Here is an 18,675-nt window from a genome sequence, read left to right as displayed (position 1 = left end):
TGCCGTCAGGGAAATCATTCACCGGGCTGAAGCACATAAATAGCGCACTGATTGAACTCGTGCGGTTCAGCACCCAGACAAGAGCGTTTGAAATCTCAAACGAATCCTAGGATCAAAGGGGGTAAAGGACAATAGCCTGTTCGAAAAAAAGAACGAAAACGACGCTTTTGCCCATTTTTTCTGATCAACGTAGCAACCGCGCGTTACAGCTTCAAAAAACACAGGCGATTCAGCAGCATGGACGCCTTCAACGCATATGAGTATCATGGCGCCCGCTGCACCAGTAGCTCAGCTGGATAGAGTACTGCCCTCCGAAGGCAGGGGTCGTGGGTTCGAATCCCGCCTGGTGCACCATACCGCTGTTACAAGAAAGCCTCGGGCCTTATGGGTCTGGGGCTTTTTTGTGGGTGATTGCAAGCTTCGCGCCTAATGATCAATGCTGTTTTTTTCAAACAGCCGGCCAATGTCTCTCGCGCTATGCAGCACGCGTTCGACCTTGATCTCGTCGTCCGCCAAACAGTAGAAGATCAGATATCGGCCATGGGGAAGCATTCGCAATCCCTTGGCGCAATCGTCTCTTGAAACACCCAGATTCGGTTGTTCGATTAATCGCGCGCACTGCATGCGTAGCTCGCCCACAAACGTCCGGGCCCGTTCAGGATTGTCCAGGGCGATAAAACGAGCGACTTGCAGCAGATCGTCCCGTGCCAATGCAGAGAAAAGCACTTGCCTCATGGACGGTGTTGCTCTGCTTCTACCTCATCAATCAGCGCATCAAGCTCGGCAAACATTGTATCGGCAGCGACGGCCGGACGCGGATCGTTGCGGCTCGCCACAATGGCTTCACGAAGTTCGGCAGCGTGCAGCCGATCCAGCAGCTGTTGATAGGCCGCGTGCGGTAAAAGATAGGCGGCTGGACGGTTGTGGTTGAGCACGGCAACAGGCTCGGAACCGGCTTGCTCGATTACAGTACTCGGGCTGCGCTTGAGCTCGGTGATGCTGACCGAACGACTTGCAAGTAGCTGCTCCATGGCGGCTCCAAAGGTACGTAAAAAAGTACCTGATAGTGTGCCATTTTCAGCATGGGGGTCAACGAGTCTCCGACCGGTGCTGTCCTGGCCCACAAAAAAACCGCCGAAGCGGTTTTTTTCATTCTGTAGTCCAGTCGAATTCGTCGTACTCATCATCGTCCTCGTCGTCCTCGAAAAACTCCTCTTCAAGGTCGTCGTCTTCAACAACATCCTTTTCCGGCTGATTCAGCAGAAAATCCTTGCGACTCTCGGTAATCGCTCGCCGCAGTTCTTCACCCTTTTGCGGGCAGTTGAGCATTTGGGCGATGCGGTCGATCTTTTTTGCCACGGCATCCTCCAACGCATCGGCTATAGCCTGATAGTGCGCGCTTTCGGGGGTGGATGCCAAATCCCCGGAATGCCGCGCACTTCAGTTTTCTGCAAATCCGCTGGGGCGATCAGCCTTTAGCGGTGATAGCGCCGCACCACGCTACTGTTTTTCAGGACGTGGCCTTTGATTTTTTCCAGCAGCTGCGCACGGGTCAGGCCGGCGGGCAAGGCGTCCGGGGGCAGGTCCAGGGCGTAGATCTGGATGATGTAGTGGTGCGCGCTGTCGCCAACGGGCGGGCAAGGGCCGACATAGCCGGTGGTTGCCTTGCTGTTGGTACCGGCGACGCCCTCGAGGCCGGGTTTGCTCCCGGCGCCGGCCGGGATCTGGTGGGTGCCGGCCTTGATGCCGTAATGCACCCACTGATCGATGCCCTGGCCCTGCTGGCCGTCAGGGTCGTGCATGACGATGGCGTAGCTTTGGGTGGCTGCCGGGCCGGCGTTCCAGTTCAATGCCGGGGAAATGTTATGCCCGCCACAGCCCGCGGAGTCGCTGGCGGCGGCCGACGTGAACAGGCGGTCATCGGAGACTCCAGGAATGTTCAGGGTGAAACGTTCCTGGGCCTGCGCCGGGAACTGCACGCAAAGGGCGACTGCCAAGGCCGCAAGCCAAGGTTTCATTGAGGTCAATCGGGGCATACCGGAGCACCTTGTACGTGTTGGGCCGTCGTCGGCGTGCAAACTATAGCCGGACCGTTCACGCCGTGGCAGGGGCAATTGGCTGAACCTCGCGATAAGTACCAGACTCATAAGTGAAACGTCTGCCTGGAGAGCAATCATGACTCTGCATCGCGTTGCGCGTGTCGCCAATGTACCCGAAGACCGGGGTCTGGAAGTGCAGGTCCAGGACAGCAAGATTCTGCTGTTGCGGGCCGGCGAACAACTGCGCGCTTATCAGGCCGAATGCCCGCATGCCGGAGCCCCGCTGGCGGACGGCGCGATATGCCACGGGCGCCTGACGTGTCCATGGCACAAGGCGCAGTTTCGGGTCGAGGATGGCGGGCTGTGCGAACCCCCAGCCCTGGACAGCCTCAAGCGCTATCCCCTTGAAGTCCGTGACGGCGACATCTGGGTCGGCGACCAGCCGATGCCGGACGCCCACGCGCCACCGGCCGACGATCCACGAACCTTCATCATTGTCGGGGCTGGCGCGGCAGGCACGGCGGCGGCGGCATGTTTGCGCGAGAAAGGTTTCGGCGGCCGGTTACTGTTGATCGACCGCGAAGCCGATGCCGGATACGACCGCACGGCGCTAAGCAAATACGTGATCGCCGGGGAGATACCGCTGCACGAAGTCCCGCCGCTACGCGATGAGGATTTTTACCGCGAGCAGCGGATCGAGCGCCTGCGAGGCGAAGTGGCAAGCCTGGACGCGCAAAACCGGACGCTGCGGCTGACTGACGGCCAATCACTGACATACGACGCCGCGCTGCTGGCCACCGGCGGCGTGCCCAACCCGCTGACGCTGCCCGGCGCCGACCTGCCGCAAGTGTTCGTCCTGCGCTCCAAAGCCCATGCGCAGCAGATTCTGGACAGCGCCAGCGCCGGCCAGCGGGTGGTGATCATCGGCGACAGCTTTATTGCCATGGAATCCGCCTCGTCCCTGCGCCAGCTTGGCCTGCACGTGACCGTATTGGCCCGCCACGAGGTGCCGCTTGCCAAACAGTTCGGCGACACGGTCGGCAAGGCCATTCGCGCACGACATGAAGCCCATGGCGTCGTGTTTCATACCCAGGGCAATGCGGTACAGATCGAAGGGACGGACAAGGTCGAAGCCGTGCGCCTGGACAACGACCAACGCCTGGCGGCCGATCTGGTGCTGGTCGGCATCGGCGTGACGCCAGCCACGGCGGCCTTTACCGGGTTACCGAAGGAGCAGGATCACTCGCTGCATGTCGATGGCGCAATGCGCGTGGCCGACGGTCTCTGGGCGGCTGGCGATATCGCAACGTTCCCGCTGAACAACCAATACCTGCGCATCGAACACTGGCGACTGGCCCAACAACAGGCGCGGATCGCCGCGGCCAATATGCTGGGCGGTGACGAGCATTACCTCGACGTGCCGTTTTTCTGGACCTGGCATTTCGGTAAAACCTATGACTACCTCGGCCACTCCGAGGCCTGGGACGAAGTCGAGTTCAAGGGCGACCCTTACAACCCGCCGTTCATAGGCCTGTTCGGAAAAAACGGCGTGGTGTCGGCGGCGGTAGCCTGCGAGATGGACCGGGCAATGGCGATGCTCGCCGAGCGGATGAAACAACCACTGCCATGGGAAGAGGCATGGCGCCTGATCCGTGACGTTCCCTAGAGTTGCCAGACAGCAAAACGCCCGGCGCCTGCGCGATGCAGAGGCCGGGCGTTGCGGGGTAAACGGCCGCCGTTATTCGGTGGCGCCAGCATCCGCAAACTTGCTCATCACAAAACCGGCAAACTCTTCGACGGTCATTTTCTGGCCGTTGAAGTCCACCTGATTGTTGGCGTAACGCAGGTTAGTGACGATGTTATTGCCGTCCAGTTTTGCCAGTTGGCTGCCGACCGCCATGCTGCTGAACATGTCCGCGGTGGCGGTGGCCTGATCGGCAATCAGCTTGGCGTCGGTCTGACCGTCGATTTGCGATTGCACGGTGAGCACATCGATCAGCATGGGTTTGGACACTTGCAGCTTGAAGTCCAGCAGCGCGATCAGCTGTCTGACCAACTGATCGGTCGGCAGGTCGATAGCTTGTGGCTTGGTCAGGTCGAGCACCATGTTGGCGCGGCTCTCACCATTGGCGGTGTTGAACGACAGGTTTTCCAGGGCCACTTGTGGTCCGGCCGCCAGCAGTTTTTCCAGGCTGGACTTGAGCAGCGCCTCTTCGGCTTCGGTCAGTTTCAGCTCCGGTGCCGGCAGACCGGCCGCCGTTGCTTCGGCCACCGCCCTTTCATACGGCTGCAGTTTGCTCTGGTAAATCTGCATCAACGACAGGGTCGCCGGAATGTCGAGGTTCTTCAGGCTCATGGCCAGCGAACCGGAACCAATGGTCTTGCCGTTCAGGGACACTTCGCCAACCTTGTAATCGGCACGCCCTGAGGCGTTGCTGCCCTTTTCTTCAGTCAGGTTTTTCATCTCGAATTTCTTGAAGTCCAGCACCGACTGCTTGACGCCAAAAGTCGATTTGCCGCTGGCCAGTTCAACGACGTTTTCGCCGGTGTAGAAACCGTAGGTACTTTTTGTCAGGTTGCTGGCCAGGGTCAGGCCATTGAATTCAACCTGCACCGGCGTCTGGTCTTCGGACACGGTGGTCACCTTCAGGCTGTCCATGTAGCCGTTGGCCTTGACCTTCTGCGCCTTGGCGCTGGCGTCGACGTCCATTTTCAAGCCGGAGAACTTCATGCTCGACTTGTCATCCAGTGCCATTTCCAGCGGCTGCAACTCGAAGGTGCCATTGGTAGCGTTGTCATAGCCGATATTGACCACGCCGGTCAGCGGGGACTTGTCCTTGGCGGCGGCAAACCACTTCTCGGTGAACGGAGTCTTTTCCAGCTCGTAGTGACTGGTCGCCAGGACCGGCAGCCACTTGAGCGACATCAGGCGCGAGAACGGCAACGGGCCGTGTTCGATGTGATCGACAAACAGCAACTCAACCGGCGCTTCGCCGAACATTTCGCCTTCGCCCTTGAGGCGATAGTGCGCGGTGCTGCTGAACACATGACGCTCCAGCGACACCAGCTCCAGCGACGCCGTGCCGTTGGAACCAACCATCGCCGCCTGCAGTTCCTTGTTGGCATCGGCTATCGAGGTGTTCAGCACACCTTCGATCCTGGTGCTGGTGAACCAGGCCCCGCCTGCGCTGATGGCACCGATGGCGACAACAATTCCCAGTAGCACGCCTGCTGATTTATTCATGTATGACCCGTTCAGTGTCCGTTGTTGAAAGTGAGGTCGTCTTCCCTGAACCCATGACGGGTTGTGGCTCGACAGTGCTGAAAGTGGAATGGAGATTAGCATCAGGGGCGACGTACGGCCCAATGATTAAAGGTGAAAGAGTGTCTTGGGGTTGTTGACAGGGTTGGGGATTATTTGTGCCTATGCAATCGCCTTCGCGAGCAAGCCCGCTCCCACATGAGAATGCATTCCAATGTGGGAGCGGGCTTGCTCGCGAAGGCGTAGGTACAGCCAATATCGATATCTCAGGAATACTGGACTTCAATCTCATCCAGCTGATGATCAAAGCTTTTGAGCCGCGCAGTCCAGGTGTACACCAGCACTTCGAAGTCACGGTTGATCACCGCCCCGCCCGTCACTTCCGCGCGCGGGTCGCAGACGTCCAGTTGATAGCGTTCGCGGGCCATGGCCGTGGCGACATCGGCCAGTTCGCGGGCATTGCTGAGCCAGTGCCGACCGTCGTCAGCCACCTGCCGGTCCAGCGCCAGGCACTGTTTTTTCAGGCTCTCGAGGCTTTTTTCCAGCGGCGTGCCGGTCAATTCGCCCATGACTTCCTGAAAGGTGCGCCCCGGTTGCCAGTAACTGCCCCAGAAATAGCGGTCGAACACCGTTTCGACACGACGCAACGCCACCTTGGTGTCCCAGATCAGTACCAGGGTCTTGCCCTGTTCGAGTTGTCTTTTCTTGATGCGTTGATTCTGGACCGAGGCCCAGGCCACCACCGCAATGGACATCACGGCAATCAGCGCGGCGGCACTGTCGAGGAACGCCATAGCCTTGTCGATCTGGTGGGCCAGCATGATGCCGTAGAAATAGGTGGCCGACAGCAGCACCAACGCCACGATGGCGCACCAGAAGCCGAGAGCATAAGGGTTTTTCATTATTGGTTTCCCCCTGACCTGCGCGAGCCTTGTGCGAAGAAAGGGCGCTTTTGCACCGGGCGCCCCTCCAACACTTCAAAGCATAGCAACGGCCTCAGGGTTTGCCGGAGTTCGACGCTTGCGTTCGTCCGCTTTCCCAACCGCCGCCCAAGGCGAGGAACAAATCGATCTGGCTGGCGGCAACCTGGGTGTTAGCGGCCGCCAGCTGCGCCGTGACGTCGATGTAGGTGCGGGTGGCTTGCAGGTCGGCCAGGAACGAGGCGCGGCCGGCCTGGAAGAAGCGGTGGGTCTGGTCGGCCGCCAGTTTTGCCGATTGCTCGGCATCGGCCAGTGCATCGCGGCGTTGCAGCAATGCCGTGTACTGGGCAAGACCGGTCTGGGTCTCGCGAATGGCATTGAGTACCACCCCGTCGAAATGCGCCAGGGTCGCCTGGGTCACCGCTTCGGCTTCGCGGATGCGCGCCCGGGCGCCGTTGGTCGGCACGTTCCAGGTCAGCGACGGACCGAAGCCCCAGCGATTGGTAGACGGGTCGCCGAGATCGTCCAGGATACCGACGGTACCGATGGTCGCGCCGATGCTGATGTTCGGGTACAGCTCGCCCGTGGCAACGCCGATACCGGCCGTCGCGGCCGCCAGTCGCCGCTCGGCCTGCCGTACATCGGGACGACGCTTGAGCAACGCGGCGCCATCGCCCACGGGTACCAGTTGCGCGATTTTTGGCAGCTCGTCGCAGGTGGCGGTGCCGGCCGGCAGTTGGTCCACCGGCTTGGCCAGCAACATCGACAAGCGGTACAGCCCGGCCTGGCGCGACGCTTCATAGCGCGGCATGTCGGCGCGCAGGGATTTGAATTGGGTCTGCGAGCGGGTGACCTGGGTTTCGTCGCCACGCCCGGCATCGCGCAGGCGCTGGATCAGCGTGGTGCTCTGGGCTTGCAGGTCGAGGGAGTGCTGGGCGATTTCCCGCTCTTCATTGGCTGCACACACCTGGGTGTAGGCGCGAACCACGTCGGCCACCACGGTGATGCGTGCAGTATCGGCAGCTGCCTGTGTCGCATCGGCATTGGCCTTGGCCGCTTCGATACCGCGTTGCAAAGTGCCGAACAGGTCGAACTGGTACGACGCGCTGATGCCGATATCGCCGATGTTGGCCACCGGCACTTTTTCCGGCAGCAGGAATGCCTGGCCAGACTCCTGCAAGCGCTGGGCGCCCATCTGCACGCCGCCGCTCCAGCCGCCCGCCGCTTCTGCCTCATCGACCTGCGCACGAGACCGCGACAGGCTAGCCGCCGCCACACGCAAATCGGTGTTGGAGGCCATGGCCTGCTGCACCAACTGGTCGAGCCGCGGGTCCTTGTACAGGCGCCACCAATCGGCCGGCACCGGTGCGGAAACCACCGTTTTGCCGTCGACCGCCAGATCGCCCTGGAAGTCTGGACGATGGACAGCCGCCTCTTCGGGCAGATGATAATCCGGCCCGACCATCTGACACGCCGACAGCAGCAAACCCAATCCGGCGACCGCCAAACCCGAGGCCTTGCTCATTGCGCTGGCTCCCGTTGCTGATCGTCGATGATCGATACCGTGGCGGTGCGCCCGGCGATCATACGGAAATCATCCGGCACGTCATCGAAGGCGATCCGCACCGGAATTCGCTGGGCCAGCCGCACCCAGCTGAAGGCCGGGTTGACGTTGGGCAGCAGGTTATTGCCGCTGGTGCGGTCGCGGTCTTCGATACCGGCGACGATGCTCTCCACATGCCCGCGCAGGCGTGCATTGTCGCCGATCACCCGGATGTCGACGCTCTGGCCGATATGGATGCCGTTCAGTTTGGTTTCTTCGAAATAGCCGTCGATGTGGAACGAATTGCTGTCGACCACCGACAACACCGGACGCCCGGCGCTGACGAACTCCTGGGCCCGTGGCGCACGGTCGTTGACGTAGCCGTCCACCGGGCTGCGGATCACCGAGCGGTCGAGGTTGAGCTGCGCGCTGTCCACCGCCACCTGGGCTTCCATCAAGGCCACTTGGGCGCGAGCCACTTTCGACTGGCTTTCTTCCAGTTGCTCACCCGGCACCAGGTTGCCAAGACCCTTGTTCCGCTTGGCCTCGCGCTGGGCCTGGGCCAGGGTTTCCTCGCGGTCGGCGACGGCCGCTTTCGCCTGGCGCAGGGCCAGCTTGAAGCGGTCCGGATCAATGCTGAACAGCACCTGGCCGCGCTTGACCAACTGGTTGTCGCGCACCTCCACTTGCTGGATCAGCCCGGAGACATCCGGCGCGATTTGCACGATGTCGGCGCGGATGTGCCCATCGCGGGTCCAGGGCGCGAACATGTAATACATCACCATGCGCCAGACCACGACCACGGCGAAGCTCACGATCAGCAGGGTCAACACCACGCGACCCAGGGTTAGAAACGGTTTTTTCATGTCATCAGGTATCGACTGAGTGAGTCCACGGCGCCAAGCAGCAAGGCGTAGAGGGCCACGTTGAACAATGCCCGGTGCCAGACCAGACGGTAAAAGTGCAGGCGCGTCAGCACCCCGTGCACCAACAGGTACAACACATACGTAATGCCCATCAGCACCAGCAGCGTGGGCAGGAATACCCCGCTCAGATCCAGGTCACCGATCATAAGGGCGCTCCATCAATGCCATGGGGAAGCGGTTCTTCGGGCTCGGCGGAACCGACGAATTCGACGCCGGGCAACAGTGCCAGGCGCAAGCCGCTCAGGGCGTGCAGCAGATGCCGACGGGTTTCATCATCGCCGGCACCGCTGAGGGCGCGACGCGTGCGGTCGAGGGTCATCAGCAACGGGCTCGGTGCCTGCAACCGCTCACCGGCCTTGAGACAGGCCTTGAAGTACTCGCCAACCTCGCCCACCACCTGGCGCAGCAGCACCTGCGGCACACCAAGGACCCGCGGCGTATAAGCGAGCAGGTCCAACAGATTCAGCGCCACCCGCACTTCCCGCAGCGCCACGCCGGAGTCCTGGCCGGTCATGGCCAGGCGCGGCAGGTGCTGCATCAGCCGATCGAGCATCCGTATGCCCAGAAGCCGATGCTCAGACAACGTGGCCGGCTCGGCAAGGCCGACAATGTCACGCCAGCTGAAACGCGTCAGGCGCTTGGCTGCCAGTTCGGCACCGAACGGCCGGGCGATCAGGGTCCAGATGAACGCGAACAGCAACCCCATGGGGCCGGCCAGGTTGGAGTTGGCGAAACTGAGGAAGTCCGCGTCGTAAGCGCCCTGAATGCTGATGAAGGACGAGGTGTTGACCAGGGTCAGCAGCATGCCCAGGTAAAACTGCGGCTTGACCGTCAGGGTGCCGACACAAATGAACGGCACGGCAAACGCCAGTACCAGCATCGGAAAGTCATGCAGGTTGGGCAGCACCAGAAACAGATAAAGGCTGGCGAACACCACCGACATCGCCGTCCAGAAAAAGAACCGGTAAATCTGCGGCGCGGGGTCGTCCATCGAGGCAAAGAAACTACACGCCACCGCCGCCAAGATCACTGCGCTGCCGCCATCGGTCCAGCCGAGCAGAATCCACAGCACCGAAGCGACGATTATCGCGGTGACGGTGGAGGCAGCGGAATAAAACATCAGGCCGCGATCCAGAAACGGGGACAGCCGCCCCAGTCGCCAATGCCGATACACCGCGCGCCAGTTGTCCTGGCTTTCGCACTGGATGGCGTACTGCAGGCTGCGGCAGTCCTGCCACAAATCGATCCACTCGCCGAGACGGTAAATGGCATTGGAGAACAGCAGTTGCTTGCGGTCATCCAGCGCTTCGGGAGCCGGTTGCAGGGCCTCGAGTTTATCCTTCAGTGCCTGCCAGCGGTCGAGGTCGGCATCCTTGTGCTCGAGCCATTCGGTGGTGGCCGTCAGCAATGGCGCGAACTTGTCCACAAGCTCGGGGGTGCGCCGTTCCAGGGCGTAAAGCGCATCGTCGAGGGCATCGATCACTGGCAGCAGGTGAATCATCCGTCCGCGCAATTCCTTGGTGTTGCGCACCGTCTGCGGACGCGAGCCTTCGTGGGGCAACTGGCCGATCATCAACTCCAGGGAGTTGAAGGTAGCAACCATCGATGCCCGCAACGCGCTGACCTCTTCAGGCTGCACGTTGCGGCTGAGGAAGCGCAGGCTGTAGGTCGATGCATCGGTAAACCATTTGCTCACCGAATCATTGAACACCGGCGCCAGGCGCCGGGGCCAGAACATGGCACCGACCACTGCCGCCACGGCGATGCCCAGAAAGATTTCTTCGGTCCGCGCTTCGGCCACGTCCCACACCCCCAGCGGGTTGTTCACCACCGGCAGGGCGATCAGCGGCAAGGTGTAACCGGCGAGCATCAAGGCGTAGTTGTTGGCCGTGCGCAAATGCAGGGACAGAAACAGCAGCGTCCCGGTCCACAGCGCAATCACCACCACCAGCACGTAGGGGCTCTGCACGAACATCGGCACGAACAAAACCGCCGCAGCTGCGCCGATAAAGGTGCCGACCGCCCGGTACAGCGCCTTGGAACTGGTAGGACCGAGAAACGGACTGGAAACGATGTACACCGTAGCCATCGCCCAATACGGACGCGGCATTTGCATGAGCAGGGCGATGTACAGCGCGATCATCGATGCGGCGAAGGTGCGGACTCCGTAGAACCAGTCCCGCGCCGGGGGCATGCCAGAGAAAAATCCGCTCAAGAGTTGGCCACCGATGGCGGCGTGGCCGCTTCAAATGCTCTCAGTACCCGCAGCGTAGCTTCCAGATCACTCTGGTCAATGCCTTCAAGGACTTCGTGGCGCAAGCGCACCAGTTCCACTTCGACCGCCTGCACCAGCTCCCGACCGGTTTCGGTCAGGCTCAGGCATTTGGCGCGGCGGTCCTGTGCATCTTCGGTGCGGCAGACGTAGCCGCCATGGCACAACTGATCGAGCAAGCGCACCAGCGACGGGCTCTCCATCCCTGCCGCCTGGGCCACCGTTACCTGACGCACACCCTCGCCCAGCCGCCCGATCATCAACAACGGAACGGCGCAGGCTTCGGAGATTCCATAGTTGGCCAACGTGGTCTGGCAGATTTTGCGCCAGTGCCTGGCGGCCACCACCATGGCACTGCTGATGTTCATCTGGAGGATGTCGAGGTTATTCGGCACGAGGGAAAACACACACTGTTAGTTTGCTAACTATCAATATCGCATTGGAAGGGATTTTTCGTCAAGTTTTGAAACATATTGGCTTCCATCCGTCGCGAAGCCATATGGGGTGAACAAGCCACCGTACTTAAGATGTATATACTTTGTCAGCACGACAACCGAGAAGGCAGCCATGTCGAAACAAGCCGTTTTTACAATGAAACTTGAGTCTGAACTGCGCGAGCAGTTCATGGCAGAGGCAGAAGCCGCTCATCGCCCCGCCTCGCAAATCGTCCGGGAAATGATGCGTCAGTTTGTTCAAACCCAACGGGAGGCTCGCGAGTACGAAGCATTCCTGCAGCGTAAGGTCGACACCGCACGCGCTTCGATGCGCGCCGGCGACGGGCTGACAAATGATGAAATTGAGGCAGAGTTCGCTGCCAGGCGCAGGCGGGCCGAGCTACAGGAATGAAAATAATATGGACGAAAGAAGCAGCACAGGACCGTGCAGACATTTGGGATTACCTGCATGCCGTTAACCCAAAAGCAGCCATCGACATGGACAACCGGTTCAGCAATGCGCTATCCCGGCTTGCCAAATACCCGGAAATCGGCCCTGCCGGGATCATTTCAGGCACTCGCGAGCTGACGCCACATCAGAGTTACCGCATTGTTTATGAGCAGGGACTGGACGCCATCTGGATACTCGCCCTGGTCCATACATCCCGGCAGTGGCCGCCCGGACGATGACGATTCACACCCCGCGCCCCTTCCTCAACATCACATCCAGTTGATCCACCACCTCGGCCCAATCCGCGTCATCGAGAATCTCCTCCCGCAGAAGTTCCGCCTGGCTCGGGCTCCAGAAAAACGCATCCGCAAGGTGCAGCTCCGGTTTGAGCGGTGAATGGGTGGCGATGAATTTATCGATGCTTTCGGCGTCGTCCGGCAGGCCGAGTTGCTTGAACAGCGAAGGAAGGTTGTGGGTCGGGCTTTCCATGTCGAACTCCTGGGGACCAATTCAAGGACCGCTGCGCGGTCATCGCGAGCAAGCTCGCTCCCACAGGAAATGCGATAAATCTGTAGGAGCGGGCTTGCCCGTGATGACGTCAGCATTGACGAAACAAAACTCAATGACTCAATTCCCGCACCTCGGCATGCGGCACCATTTTCAGAAACTCGGGCATGTCCATGCGCACCAGGTTGACGTGGTTTCCAGCCTCCAGATAGATGTCTTTTTGCCGGGTCAGCAGCGGATCGATGACCACCTCCAACCCATAGGACTCACCCAGCGCCGGTACTGCACCGCGCTCGCAATCATCGAACAGGTGCGCGAGGTTGCTTTCGCGGGAAACCTGCCACTCACCGCTGCTGCGGACTTTGCTCAGGTCAAGGTGACGGCTGGCGGGCAGCACGGCCATCAGGTAATGCCCATGGTGATCGTCGAGGATCACCGATTTGGCCACCCGTTCGGCAGGAATACCTGCGACCCGCGCCGTTTCAAGGCTGCTGGCCGAGTGTGGGTGGCTGACGATGTCGTATTCGCATTGAGCCTTTTCCAGGCTTCGCTGCACGGTTCTTGCCATACGCATGATGCACCTCGGTGTCCGCCATGATCGCTTGCGGACGATGATTAAAGCTTGGCTTGCGTAGTAAAAGTCTAGGCCCGTCAGCGCGTTCCGGTGGGAAATCCGCTCATCGGCTGCCGACGGTAATTGAGCAAAATTCATACCGGCCGAGGCTCAACTAAACTGTATTCAGAGCCACTCCACGACTCTCCCGGAGGGTCAAGTGAACATGCGGTGCTGTGCAGTTGCGTTGCTCTTGGCGTTGAGCGGATCGGCCTGCGCCACCGACACAGTTGTGTTGCTGGTGCCCAACCCCATCGGGATCTGGCTGATCACCTTCGGCCTAGCGTTCCTGATCGCCGAGGCCGCCCTGCCCAATTACGGCGTGATCGGCCTGGGTGGCATCGTGATGTTCGTGATCGGCGCGGTGATCCTGTCCAATACCGAAGTGCCCGTGCCGTTGATGATCGGCCTGGGCCTGGTCAGCGCGCTGTTGCTGATCTACCTGGTGATTCACGCCATGAAGACACGACCGCGCGAAATCGTCAGCGGTGATGCCGGGCTGCTCGGCAGCGTGACGGCGGTGACGTCATTGCAGACCGGTAACGCCTATGGCGGCTGGATTCATCTGCAGGGAGAACGATGGCAAGTGCTTAGCGCGACGCCGCTGCAACCCGGGCAGCGGGTGCGGGTGGTGGGGCGCAAGGGTTTGCTGCTGCAAGTGGCCGCGGCTGACGCGGCGCCGGGCGGAGAATAGTCATGGGTTTGCAATTGGGTCTTGTCGCGCTGCTATTGTTGATCATCGCACTGGCAGGGGCGACGTTCCGCATCCTGCGCGAATACGAGCGCGGCGTGGTGTTCCAGCTCGGGCGCTTCTGGCAGGTCAAGGGCCCTGGCCTGATCCTGCTGATTCCGGTGGTTCAGCAAATGGTAAGGGTCGATTTGCGCACCGTGGTGCTGGACGTGCCGCCGCAAGACGTGATTACCCGCGACAACGTGTCGGTCAAGGTCAACGCAGTGCTGTATTTCCGCGTGCTCGATCCGCAAAAGGCGATCATCCAGGTCGAAGACTTTCTGATGGCCACCAGCCAATTGGCGCAAACCACGCTGCGGGCGGTGCTGGGTAAACACGAACTGGACGAACTGCTGGCCGAACGCGAACGCTTGAACCTGGACATCCAGCAAGTGCTCGACGCCCAGACCGACGCCTGGGGCATCAAGGTCGCCAACGTCGAGATCAAGCACGTGGACCTCAACGAATCGATGATCCGCGCCATCGCCAAGCAGGCCGAAGCCGAACGGGAACGGCGAGCCAAGGTGATCCACGCCGAAGGCGAATTGCAGGCCTCGGAAAAACTCATGCAAGCCGCCGAAATGCTGGGCCGCCAACCGGGGGCCATGCAGCTGCGTTACATGCAGACCCTGAGTTCGATTGCCGGAGACAAGAGCTCGACCATCGTCTTTCCACTGCCGATCGAGTTGCTCAAGGGCATGGCGGACTTGTCGTCGAAACCTTGAACTCAGACGCTTACTCAGTCTGCGCCGCCAACGGATACACCGACTCCCATCCGCCGCCGAGGGCCTTGTACAACCCGACCATCGCCAGCGACACGCCGGTCGAACTCTCGACCCATTGCTCCTGGGTCGCCAGTAGTGCACCTTGCACGGTGAGCACATTGACGAAGTCCACCACCCCTTCGACATATTGCTGTTGCGCTGTTTGCAAGGCGATCTGGTTCTGCCGCACCGCTTCGGCGAGGCTGTCGCGGCGCAACTGGCTGGCGTTGTAGGCGGTCAACTGGTCATCGATTTCATGCCAAGCGCGCAGCACGGTTTGCTGGTAGGCGATGGCCGCTTCCTGTTGCTGGGCTTCGCGCAAATTCAGCACGCCGCGCAAGCGCCCGCCGTCGAACAGCGGCAGGCTGAATTGCGGGCCGATGCCGAACGCTCGCGAGCCCCACGAACCAAAATCACTCAACTGCATGGCTTGCGAACCGACATTGCCCGACAGGGTAATCCGCGGATAGAAATCGCCCTTGGCCACGCCAATGCTGGCCGTGGCGGCATGCAGCCGTGCTTCGGCCTGGCGAATGTCCGGCCTGCGTTCAGCCAGTTGCGAGGGCAAGCCAATGGCGACCTGGCGCGGCGTTTGTGGCACCGGTGCGTCTGTGGATAACTCCGCCGCCAATGCCTGGGGCGGTTCGCCCATCAACAGACTCAAGGCGTTGATCAGTTGCCACTGGCGCTGCTCCAGTGCGGGCAAGCGTGATTCGATGGCCGCCACCTGCGCGGCGGCTTCGGCGACATCCAGATCCGTCGCGACACCGTCGGCCAGGCGCAATTGCGAGAGCTTCAGGCTATGGCGGGCAACGTTGAGGTTCTGTTCGGTGACGAGCCGGGTGTTCTGTACACCGCGCAGCTGAATGTAGTCCTGGGCGGTTTCGGCCAGCACTGAGAGCAGCACACCGCGTCGGTCGTTCTCGGCGACTTCCAGGTTGGCGTCGGCCGCTTCGGTTTCCCGCCGCACGCGGCCCCAGAGGTCCAGCTCCCAGGACGCGGAAAAGCCGGCATCCCACAGGTTGAATGCGGACTGGCCGTTGTGCCCTGACGGGTCGCTCAGGCCTTCACCACTATTACGTTTTCGGGTGTAACTTCCCGTGGCGGCGGTATTCGGATAGCGGTTGGCGGTGATCACCTGGCGAACGGCACGGCTTTGCTGCAAACGGCTGCCGGCCAGCTTCAGGTCGAGGTTGTCGGTCAGGGCGCGTTGCGTGAGGGCCGAGAGTTTCGGGTCGTTGAACACCTCCCACCAGCGCTCCTTCATCGTTTCGGCGAGTACTTGGCTGGTGGCTGCCTTTGATGGTTTCGACCACTCGGTGATTTGTGTGGGCTGAGGTTTGTGAAAGTCCGGGCCGACGGTGCAGGCGCTGAGGCTCATAGCGAGCAAGGCACTCAAGGTAAGTTGCGACAGTTGGCCCCTTCGCGAGCAAGCCCGCTCCCACAATGGACTTTCTGTGATGCGAAAATCTTGTACATCGCGCATAAACCTTGTGGGAGCGAGCTTGCTCGCGATGGCGTCCGCACCGTCAACACAGGTTTTCATCGCTGAGTCACCTCACGCGAGACACCAGTGCCGGTATCGATGCTCGCCTCCACCGACATCCCCACCCGCAAGCGCTCGGCCAGCGACTGTCCCGGCTCCAGCACGATTTTCACCGGTATCCGCTGTACCACCTTGGTGAAGTTGCCGGTGGCGTTGTCCGGTTTGACCGCGGCGAATGTCACCCCGGTGGCCGGTGCAATGCTTTCGACACGACCGTTCAGTGCCGCACCGCCCAGGCTGTCGACGCGCACTTGCACAGCCTGCCCAGGCTGCACATCCGTCAGTTGGGTTTCCTGGAAATTGGCCATCACATAAGCCTGTGCCAACGGCACCACTGCGAGGATTTTACTGCCCGGTGTGACGTAGGCGCCGACCCGCACCGCGCGCTCGCCGACCATGCCGTCCTGCGGCGCGACGATCCTTGTATAGGACAACTCGTAGCTGGCCATTTCCAGCTTCGCTTGCGCCCGTTTCAGGCCACCTTCGGCTGCGTCGCGCTGGGCCGTAAGTATCTCCACTTGCTTGCGCTCCGCCGCCAGTACCGCCGTGGCATTAGCCAGTCGCGCGGAGGCCTGATCGATGCGCGTTTGCGCCTGTTGCGCATTCTGCACCGTGCCGGCACCCACCCCGGCGAGGTGCTTGTAGCGGTTCAATTCATGCTCGGCAAACGCCATTTCCGCCTTGGCCGAAACCACCGAGGATTGCGCCTGGGCAATCACCGACACCTGGCGCTCGAGGGTCGCCCGGGCGTTTTGCAGTTGCGCCCTGGCCACCAGCGTTTCGGCATCGGCGGCATCGGCGGCGGCGCGTAGATCCCGGTCATCGATCAGTGCCAGCAACTGCCCGGCCTTGACCTGCTGGTTGTCCTCAACCAGCACTTGCTTGATAAACCCGGCGACTCGCGGCACTACCAGGGTGAAATCCGCCGAGACATACGCATCGTTGGTGTTCTGTTGGGTACGCTTGCCGAACAGGCCGGGCATCGCCAGGTACAGCAGCACACTGACGGCCAATGCGGCGGTAATGGCAACCGCGACTTTCTGCTTTGCTTGAGTGTTCATAAAAACCTTCTGTTTCAGTGGAGCAATCAGGTCGGTGCGCGCGGTGGATAAATCCGCGTCGGCAGCCAGAAAATCAGCAGGATCAAGGTCACGGCGATACCGGCCATGCACAGGTAAAGGTCGGAGGAAGTGAGCACCACCGCTTGTTCATGCAGACGATGAGCGAGACTTGCGCTGTCGCGCTCCGCCAGCGGTGAGTTGCCGAGACGGTCGACCAGCATGGTCGAGTGGAAATGCAGGCGTGCCGTGGTCAACGCCTCGATCACCCCGGTGGCGATGACCGCCGACAGGCCTTTGACGGTGTTGAACCAGGCCGATGCGAACGGCCCTTCCATCGGGTTGATGCTGCCGGTGGACAGCATCAGCAACGGCAACACCGCCATGGGCTGACCGAAAATCTGCAGCCATTGCAGCACATAGAAATCGTCACGAATCCACGCGGACGTCAATTGCGAGCCGCCGACGCACGACAGCGTCAGCATGCCCAGGCCAATGCCCAACACCCAGCGGCAATCGACCCAGCGAAAGTTGCACAGCGCCGCCACCAACGGCAGCGCAATCAATTGCGGCAGCGCCGCCAGCAGCATGATCGGCGCGGTCTGCACCGGGCGATAACCCTGGACCTGCGCCAGGTAGCTGGACGGAATAATGATCACCGCCTGCAACACCACCAGCACGCCCGCCAGGGTCAGCAGGGCGAAAGACAGGTTACGGATGCCGAGCATCTGCATCTTGAAAAACGGAATCGGTTGCGACCACTCGCCGGTCAAAAACAGCACCAGCAACAACAGCCCGCCGCCGAGCAATCCGCAGATCAGGTTCGACTCGAACCAGTCCAGGCGATTGCCCTGCAGGATGCCGATCACCAGCATGCAGATGGCGGGAAAGCCCAGCAGCACACCACGCCAGTTGAAGGACTTGAAGCGCTCCAGGCGCAGGGGGTCCTGGGGTAAGCCATACGCCACTGCGGCCATGGCAATCAGGCAAGGCGCGATGATTTGCCAGAAGGTCCATTGCCAGCCGACATACTCGGTCCACAACCCCGCCAGCGGCGTGCCCAGACCCGGGCCGAACGTCGCCGTCAGGGCATAACCGGCCAGGCCATACAACTTCACATTGGCCGGCAGAAAGCGCAGGGCCACGGTCATCAGCATGGGTGGCAATGCACCGCCCGCCAGGCCTTGCAAGGTGCGTAGCAACAACAGGCTTTCGTAATTCGGGGCGATGGGGCACAGCGCACCCAATAGGGTGAACAGGCTGATGGCGCACAGGGTGAAACGCCGCAACGAGAACGTCACCGCACACCATGGCGCAAAAGCCATGGCCGCCACCGAAGTCGCGGTGTAACAGGCGACCAGCCAGGTGCCCTCGTCGTAGCCGATGGCCAACGCACCACGGATGTCGGCCAGGGCGACTTTGGTCACCATCTCGTTCAGGCCCGACACCAGCACTGCCAGCAATACGCCAACGAGGCCGATGATGATCCGCGGGCCGAAGACGGGTGGAGCGGCTGCCGTGCTGGCCGCAGCAACAGGTGCCGTGACCGTAAGGGAAGTCATGTACTGCAAGCTCCGGCGTGGAAAGACCGAAGCATTCTAGGAAGCGTG

21 protein-coding genes and 1 tRNA gene are annotated in these 18,675 nt (G+C 61.1%); 6 read left to right on the top strand and 16 right to left on the bottom strand.

Going from position 1 to position 18,675, the window contains the following annotated elements:
• Positions 1–277: 277 nt before the first annotated feature.
• A tRNA-Arg gene (locus KGB20_RS27030) sits at positions 278–354 on the top strand.
• Between the two features lie 72 nt (positions 355–426).
• On the opposite strand, the gene KGB20_RS27025 is transcribed toward KGB20_RS27030, so the two are convergent.
• Genes KGB20_RS27025 through KGB20_RS27010 form a run of 4 tightly spaced genes read right to left on the bottom strand, consistent with a single transcriptional unit; the run spans position 427 to position 2,036 of the window.
• Positions 427–735, bottom strand: a complete 309-nt coding sequence (locus tag KGB20_RS27025) for a type II toxin-antitoxin system RelE/ParE family toxin (protein ID WP_154910765.1) — start codon at positions 733–735, stop codon at positions 427–429.
• On the bottom strand, positions 732–1,184 hold the full coding sequence (locus KGB20_RS27020) for a type II toxin-antitoxin system Phd/YefM family antitoxin (protein ID WP_223473746.1): 453 nt from the start codon (positions 1,182–1,184) through the stop codon (positions 732–734). Before KGB20_RS27020 ends, KGB20_RS27025 begins: the two co-directional genes overlap by 4 nt.
• Positions 1,150–1,419 carry a hypothetical protein gene (locus KGB20_RS27015; RefSeq protein WP_223473745.1) on the bottom strand — a complete coding sequence of 90 codons (270 nt, stop codon included), beginning with the start codon at positions 1,417–1,419 and terminating at the stop codon, positions 1,150–1,152. The genes KGB20_RS27020 and KGB20_RS27015 overlap by 35 nt, the downstream gene beginning before the upstream one ends.
• Positions 1,420–1,475: 56 nt before the next feature.
• Positions 1,476–2,036: a YbhB/YbcL family Raf kinase inhibitor-like protein gene (locus KGB20_RS27010; RefSeq protein ID WP_154910767.1), complete on the bottom strand. Its 561-nt coding sequence runs from the start codon at positions 2,034–2,036 to the stop codon at positions 1,476–1,478.
• Positions 2,037–2,175: 139 nt separating this feature from the next.
• On the opposite strand from KGB20_RS27010, the gene KGB20_RS27005 reads away from it, so the two are divergent.
• Positions 2,176–3,705 carry an FAD-dependent oxidoreductase gene (locus tag KGB20_RS27005; RefSeq protein ID WP_154910768.1) on the top strand — a complete coding sequence of 510 codons (1,530 nt, stop codon included), beginning with the start codon at positions 2,176–2,178 and terminating at the stop codon, positions 3,703–3,705.
• A 72-nt stretch (positions 3,706–3,777) separates the two neighbouring features.
• Here the strand turns inward: KGB20_RS27005 and KGB20_RS27000 are convergent, their stop codons facing one another.
• The 7 genes from KGB20_RS27000 to KGB20_RS26970 form a co-directional block, all read right to left on the bottom strand.
• Positions 3,778–5,283 carry a YdgA family protein gene (locus KGB20_RS27000; protein ID WP_090452416.1) on the bottom strand — a complete coding sequence of 502 codons (1,506 nt, stop codon included), beginning with the start codon at positions 5,281–5,283 and terminating at the stop codon, positions 3,778–3,780.
• Positions 5,284–5,567: 284 nt separating this feature from the next.
• Entirely contained in the window at positions 5,568–6,203 is a 636-nt protein-coding gene (locus tag KGB20_RS26995) for a hypothetical protein (RefSeq protein ID WP_057712526.1), read from the bottom strand.
• Positions 6,204–6,297: 94 nt separating this feature from the next.
• Positions 6,298–7,746: an efflux transporter outer membrane subunit gene (locus KGB20_RS26990; protein ID WP_150812082.1), complete on the bottom strand. Its 1,449-nt coding sequence runs from the start codon at positions 7,744–7,746 to the stop codon at positions 6,298–6,300.
• Positions 7,743–8,630, bottom strand: coding sequence for an HlyD family secretion protein (locus KGB20_RS26985; RefSeq protein ID WP_154910769.1), 888 nt, complete (start codon positions 8,628–8,630; stop codon positions 7,743–7,745). The genes KGB20_RS26990 and KGB20_RS26985 overlap by 4 nt, the downstream gene beginning before the upstream one ends.
• Positions 8,627–8,836 carry a DUF1656 domain-containing protein gene (locus KGB20_RS26980; RefSeq protein WP_007987399.1) on the bottom strand — a complete coding sequence of 70 codons (210 nt, stop codon included), beginning with the start codon at positions 8,834–8,836 and terminating at the stop codon, positions 8,627–8,629. Before KGB20_RS26980 ends, KGB20_RS26985 begins: the two co-directional genes overlap by 4 nt.
• Positions 8,833–10,905, bottom strand: coding sequence for an FUSC family protein (locus KGB20_RS26975; RefSeq protein WP_154910770.1), 2,073 nt, complete (start codon positions 10,903–10,905; stop codon positions 8,833–8,835). Before KGB20_RS26975 ends, KGB20_RS26980 begins: the two co-directional genes overlap by 4 nt.
• A complete protein-coding gene (locus tag KGB20_RS26970; protein ID WP_046040691.1) occupies positions 10,902–11,330 on the bottom strand; it encodes a MarR family winged helix-turn-helix transcriptional regulator in 429 nt (142 codons plus the stop codon). The genes KGB20_RS26975 and KGB20_RS26970 overlap by 4 nt, the downstream gene beginning before the upstream one ends.
• Before the next feature lie 199 nt (positions 11,331–11,529).
• Between KGB20_RS26970 and KGB20_RS26965 the strand changes: the two genes are divergently transcribed.
• On the top strand, positions 11,530–11,808 hold the full coding sequence (locus KGB20_RS26965) for an antitoxin of toxin-antitoxin stability system (protein ID WP_150812085.1): 279 nt from the start codon (positions 11,530–11,532) through the stop codon (positions 11,806–11,808).
• Entirely contained in the window at positions 11,805–12,086 is a 282-nt protein-coding gene (locus KGB20_RS26960; RefSeq protein ID WP_102672451.1) for a type II toxin-antitoxin system RelE/ParE family toxin, read from the top strand. Before KGB20_RS26965 ends, KGB20_RS26960 begins: the two co-directional genes overlap by 4 nt.
• Positions 12,087–12,090: 4 nt before the next feature.
• Here the strand turns inward: KGB20_RS26960 and KGB20_RS26955 are convergent, their stop codons facing one another.
• Together KGB20_RS26955 and KGB20_RS26950 are read right to left on the bottom strand one after the other, a co-directional pair.
• Positions 12,091–12,336 (bottom strand): DUF2789 domain-containing protein, encoded by a 246-nt coding sequence (locus KGB20_RS26955; protein ID WP_015092958.1) that lies wholly within the window; start codon positions 12,334–12,336, stop codon positions 12,091–12,093.
• A gap of 130 nt (positions 12,337–12,466) precedes the next feature.
• Positions 12,467–12,928: an aminoacyl-tRNA deacylase gene (locus KGB20_RS26950; RefSeq protein WP_007975646.1), complete on the bottom strand. Its 462-nt coding sequence runs from the start codon at positions 12,926–12,928 to the stop codon at positions 12,467–12,469.
• Positions 12,929–13,127: 199 nt separating this feature from the next.
• Here KGB20_RS26950 and KGB20_RS26945 point away from each other — a divergent pair, with 199 nt between their 5' ends.
• Both KGB20_RS26945 and KGB20_RS26940 read left to right on the top strand, forming a co-directional pair.
• Positions 13,128–13,661: an NfeD family protein gene (locus tag KGB20_RS26945; RefSeq protein WP_154910771.1), complete on the top strand. Its 534-nt coding sequence runs from the start codon at positions 13,128–13,130 to the stop codon at positions 13,659–13,661.
• A gap of 2 nt (positions 13,662–13,663) precedes the next feature.
• A complete protein-coding gene (locus KGB20_RS26940; RefSeq protein ID WP_057399130.1) occupies positions 13,664–14,422 on the top strand; it encodes a slipin family protein in 759 nt (252 codons plus the stop codon).
• Between the two features lie 10 nt (positions 14,423–14,432).
• Here KGB20_RS26940 and KGB20_RS26935 read toward each other — a convergent pair whose 3' ends face one another.
• The 3 genes from KGB20_RS26935 to KGB20_RS26925 are packed head-to-tail and all read right to left on the bottom strand — an operon-like array spanning position 14,433 to position 18,627.
• Positions 14,433–16,007: an efflux transporter outer membrane subunit gene (locus tag KGB20_RS26935; RefSeq protein ID WP_154910772.1), complete on the bottom strand. Its 1,575-nt coding sequence runs from the start codon at positions 16,005–16,007 to the stop codon at positions 14,433–14,435.
• Positions 16,004–17,068 (bottom strand): HlyD family secretion protein, encoded by a 1,065-nt coding sequence (locus tag KGB20_RS26930; protein ID WP_154910773.1) that lies wholly within the window; start codon positions 17,066–17,068, stop codon positions 16,004–16,006. Before KGB20_RS26930 ends, KGB20_RS26935 begins: the two co-directional genes overlap by 4 nt.
• A 26-nt stretch (positions 17,069–17,094) precedes the next feature.
• Positions 17,095–18,627 (bottom strand): MFS transporter, encoded by a 1,533-nt coding sequence (locus tag KGB20_RS26925; RefSeq protein ID WP_154861303.1) that lies wholly within the window; start codon positions 18,625–18,627, stop codon positions 17,095–17,097.
• Positions 18,628–18,675 lie beyond the last annotated feature (48 nt).

The sequence above is a fragment of the Pseudomonas sp. BF-R-30 genome, assembly GCF_019956175.1.
Lineage (GTDB): Bacteria > Pseudomonadota > Gammaproteobacteria > Pseudomonadales > Pseudomonadaceae > Aquipseudomonas > Aquipseudomonas jessenii.
The sequence above is the reverse complement of the archived record's forward strand: the minus strand, read 5'-3'. Positions and strand labels throughout refer to the sequence as shown.

What these genes read in the sequence shown, in the direction of transcription:
- KGB20_RS27025 (WP_154910765.1), bottom strand. Translation starts at nt 735, where the DNA reads ATGAGGCAAGTGCTTTTCTCTGCATTGGCACGGGACGATCTGCTGCAA.
- KGB20_RS27020 (WP_223473746.1), bottom strand. Translation starts at nt 1,184, where the DNA reads ATGAGTACGACGAATTCGACTGGACTACAGAATGAAAAAAACCGCTTC.
- KGB20_RS27010 (WP_154910767.1), bottom strand. Translation starts at nt 2,036, where the DNA reads ATGCCCCGATTGACCTCAATGAAACCTTGGCTTGCGGCCTTGGCAGTC.
- KGB20_RS27005 (WP_154910768.1), top strand. Translation starts at nt 2,176, where the DNA reads ATGACTCTGCATCGCGTTGCGCGTGTCGCCAATGTACCCGAAGACCGG.
- KGB20_RS27000 (WP_090452416.1), bottom strand. Translation starts at nt 5,283, where the DNA reads ATGAATAAATCAGCAGGCGTGCTACTGGGAATTGTTGTCGCCATCGGT.
- KGB20_RS26995 (WP_057712526.1), bottom strand. Translation starts at nt 6,203, where the DNA reads ATGAAAAACCCTTATGCTCTCGGCTTCTGGTGCGCCATCGTGGCGTTG.
- KGB20_RS26990 (WP_150812082.1), bottom strand. Translation starts at nt 7,746, where the DNA reads ATGAGCAAGGCCTCGGGTTTGGCGGTCGCCGGATTGGGTTTGCTGCTG.
- KGB20_RS26985 (WP_154910769.1), bottom strand. Translation starts at nt 8,630, where the DNA reads ATGAAAAAACCGTTTCTAACCCTGGGTCGCGTGGTGTTGACCCTGCTG.
- KGB20_RS26980 (WP_007987399.1), bottom strand. Translation starts at nt 8,836, where the DNA reads ATGATCGGTGACCTGGATCTGAGCGGGGTATTCCTGCCCACGCTGCTG.
- KGB20_RS26970 (WP_046040691.1), bottom strand. Translation starts at nt 11,330, where the DNA reads ATGAACATCAGCAGTGCCATGGTGGTGGCCGCCAGGCACTGGCGCAAA.
- KGB20_RS26965 (WP_150812085.1), top strand. Translation starts at nt 11,530, where the DNA reads ATGTCGAAACAAGCCGTTTTTACAATGAAACTTGAGTCTGAACTGCGC.
- KGB20_RS26960 (WP_102672451.1), top strand. Translation starts at nt 11,805, where the DNA reads ATGAAAATAATATGGACGAAAGAAGCAGCACAGGACCGTGCAGACATT.
- KGB20_RS26955 (WP_015092958.1), bottom strand. Translation starts at nt 12,336, where the DNA reads ATGGAAAGCCCGACCCACAACCTTCCTTCGCTGTTCAAGCAACTCGGC.
- KGB20_RS26950 (WP_007975646.1), bottom strand. Translation starts at nt 12,928, where the DNA reads ATGCGTATGGCAAGAACCGTGCAGCGAAGCCTGGAAAAGGCTCAATGC.
- KGB20_RS26940 (WP_057399130.1), top strand. Translation starts at nt 13,664, where the DNA reads ATGGGTTTGCAATTGGGTCTTGTCGCGCTGCTATTGTTGATCATCGCA.
- KGB20_RS26935 (WP_154910772.1), bottom strand. Translation starts at nt 16,007, where the DNA reads ATGAAAACCTGTGTTGACGGTGCGGACGCCATCGCGAGCAAGCTCGCT.
- KGB20_RS26930 (WP_154910773.1), bottom strand. Translation starts at nt 17,068, where the DNA reads ATGAACACTCAAGCAAAGCAGAAAGTCGCGGTTGCCATTACCGCCGCA.
- KGB20_RS26925 (WP_154861303.1), bottom strand. Translation starts at nt 18,627, where the DNA reads ATGACTTCCCTTACGGTCACGGCACCTGTTGCTGCGGCCAGCACGGCA.